This is a genomic window from Streptosporangium sp. NPDC003464, assembly GCF_053588315.1.
Map to the genome: position 1 here is coordinate 1 of NZ_JBSFPS010000527.1, position 1,981 is coordinate 1,981.

At 73.2% G+C, this 1,981-nt stretch carries 2 protein-coding genes; one reads left to right on the top strand and one right to left on the bottom strand.

Translation table 11 applies throughout. From position 1 onward, the window contains the following. Positions 1 to 88: 88 nt before the first annotated feature. Positions 89 to 1,453 carry an MATE family efflux transporter gene (locus ACWDS7_RS48180; RefSeq protein ID WP_451934784.1) on the bottom strand — a complete coding sequence of 455 codons (1,365 nt, stop codon included), beginning with the start codon at positions 1,451 to 1,453 and terminating at the stop codon, positions 89 to 91. 81 nt (positions 1,454 to 1,534) lie between these two features. Between ACWDS7_RS48180 and ACWDS7_RS48185 the strand changes: the two genes are divergently transcribed. Beyond that, on the top strand, positions 1,535 to 1,981 hold a 447-nt coding region (locus tag ACWDS7_RS48185; protein ID WP_451934785.1), incomplete at its 3' end, for an ABC transporter substrate-binding protein.

The following is a 1,981-nucleotide window of genomic DNA, read 5'->3' on the forward strand; positions in this document are numbered from 1 at the left end:
GTGGCCTGCCAGGCGGTGATGGCGGCGGCGATCTTCTCCCGCTTCGCCTGGTGGTAGTTCACGGGGGTCTGCTCGGGGGTCTCGGTGCTCATCGGGTGCCTCCAGGGCGAAGGAAGAAGAAGCGGACGACCAGCACGGCCGCCCAGAACGCGATCTCGGGAAGGCTCATCGGCCACCGCCCCGGGCCAGAGCCGGGCGCGCGATCGCCACGTCGATAACCGGGTGCTCCGCGGCCGCCGCCACCGCAGCGGCCAGGCCGCCCCATCCGGTGTACGAGCCGCGGCGAGCGTGCCGGGCGGACGCTCAGGGTCATCCGGAAGCCCGACGTGGTGTCGTCGAGGCCGCGCAGCAGGCCGACGCCGATGTTCTGGGCGCTGTCGAAATACTGCAGCACGGCGGCCACCACGAGGAGGTCGGCGGCCACGGCGAGCGCCGCGGGGTCGCCGTCCAGGAAGGGGCCCAGGACGGCGCCGGGCAGGAACAGGTAGGCGGCGCCGACGACGGTCACGGCCAGGGCCCCGTGGACGAGCGCGGTCCGGCCGACCCGCGCGGCGGAGCCGTACTCGCCGACCGCGACCTGTCCGCTGACGCTGATCGAGGCGGCGTGCGACAGCCCGACGCTCACCTGGAAGACGATGTAGACGAGCTGGTTCACGGCCGTGTGGGCGGCGAGCGCGGCGGCGCCGAAGCTGCCCATCAGCAGCGCGACCACCGAGAAGAAGCCGGCCTCGGAGCCGTAGGTCGCCGCGATCGGCACGCCGAGCCGGGTCAGCCCGCGCAGGTGTTCGGGGCGGACCCGCCAGGCGTCCAGGGCCAGCATCGGGGCGAGCACCGGATCCCGCCGGGTGATCGCGTAGAGCGCCAGGAAGGACAGCAGGTAGACCAGCGCGGTCGCCAGCCCCACCCCGGCGAGGCCGGTCAGCTGGATGAGCGTCCAGTTGAGGCCGGCGTTCACGGCGATGGACGCCACCGTGATCCACACCAGTGCCTTGGGCCGCCGCATGCCGACGGTGAACTGGCGGATCACCTGGAACCACAGGCACGGCACCAGGCCGGGCGCGAGGGCCAGCAGCATCGGCCGGGCGAGCTCGATCACCCGGGGGTCCTGGCCGAGCCAGGCGAGCAGGTGCCCCAGACCCACCATGAGCAGCGCGCCCGCCACCCCGGCGAGCGTGGCCAGCGCCATGCCCGCCCGTACGAGGTCACGCAGCTCCGACCGCCGGCCGCCGCGCGCGGCCGCCGCGGCCACCTGGTTGCCCAGACCCGTCACCAGCCCCACACCCATGGTCCTGAGCTGGTTGAACAGCACGATCGCCAGGCCGCCGGCGGCGAGCGCCTCGGTGCCGAGCAGGCCCATCATCACCGTGTCGGTGGTCGTCAGCGCAACCTGGGCGAGCTGGGTGAGGGCCAGGGGCAGCGCAAGCGCCGCAAGCTTCCGGCTCTCGTGAAACACCTTTACTCCCCATTTGCCATGGCTTTAGCTTTAGGATAGGCATACCTTACCTTGAATCGCGGACGCGGAAGTGGGATGGTCGTGAGTTTGACGAGGCGGCAGCTGTTCGGGACCGGCGCGGGAGTGGGAGCCGGCCTGCTCCTGGCCGCGTGCGGGTCCTCCCCGTCGGGTGCCCCCGCCTCCTCCACCCCCGCGCCCTCGGGCTCCGGCTCCGTGGCGGCGGGACCCGTGCGCGGCGGGGTCCTGCGGGTGGGCGCGCTCGGCAAGGCGTCCTCGATCACCCGCGACCCGCACGGCGTCCAGGCCAACGAGAGCGACTACCTCATCCTCGCCCTGGTCCACGACGCGCTGACCGTCCCCGGCGCCTCTCCCAACGTGGCCCCGCGCCTGGCCAGCGCCTGGGAGCCCAGCGACGACCTGAAGCGGTGGCGCTTCACGATCGCCGAGGGCGCGACCTTCCACGACGGCTCGCCGGTCACCGCCGAGGACGTCGTCTGGTCGCTGCGCAGGCTGCGCGGGACCCCCTCC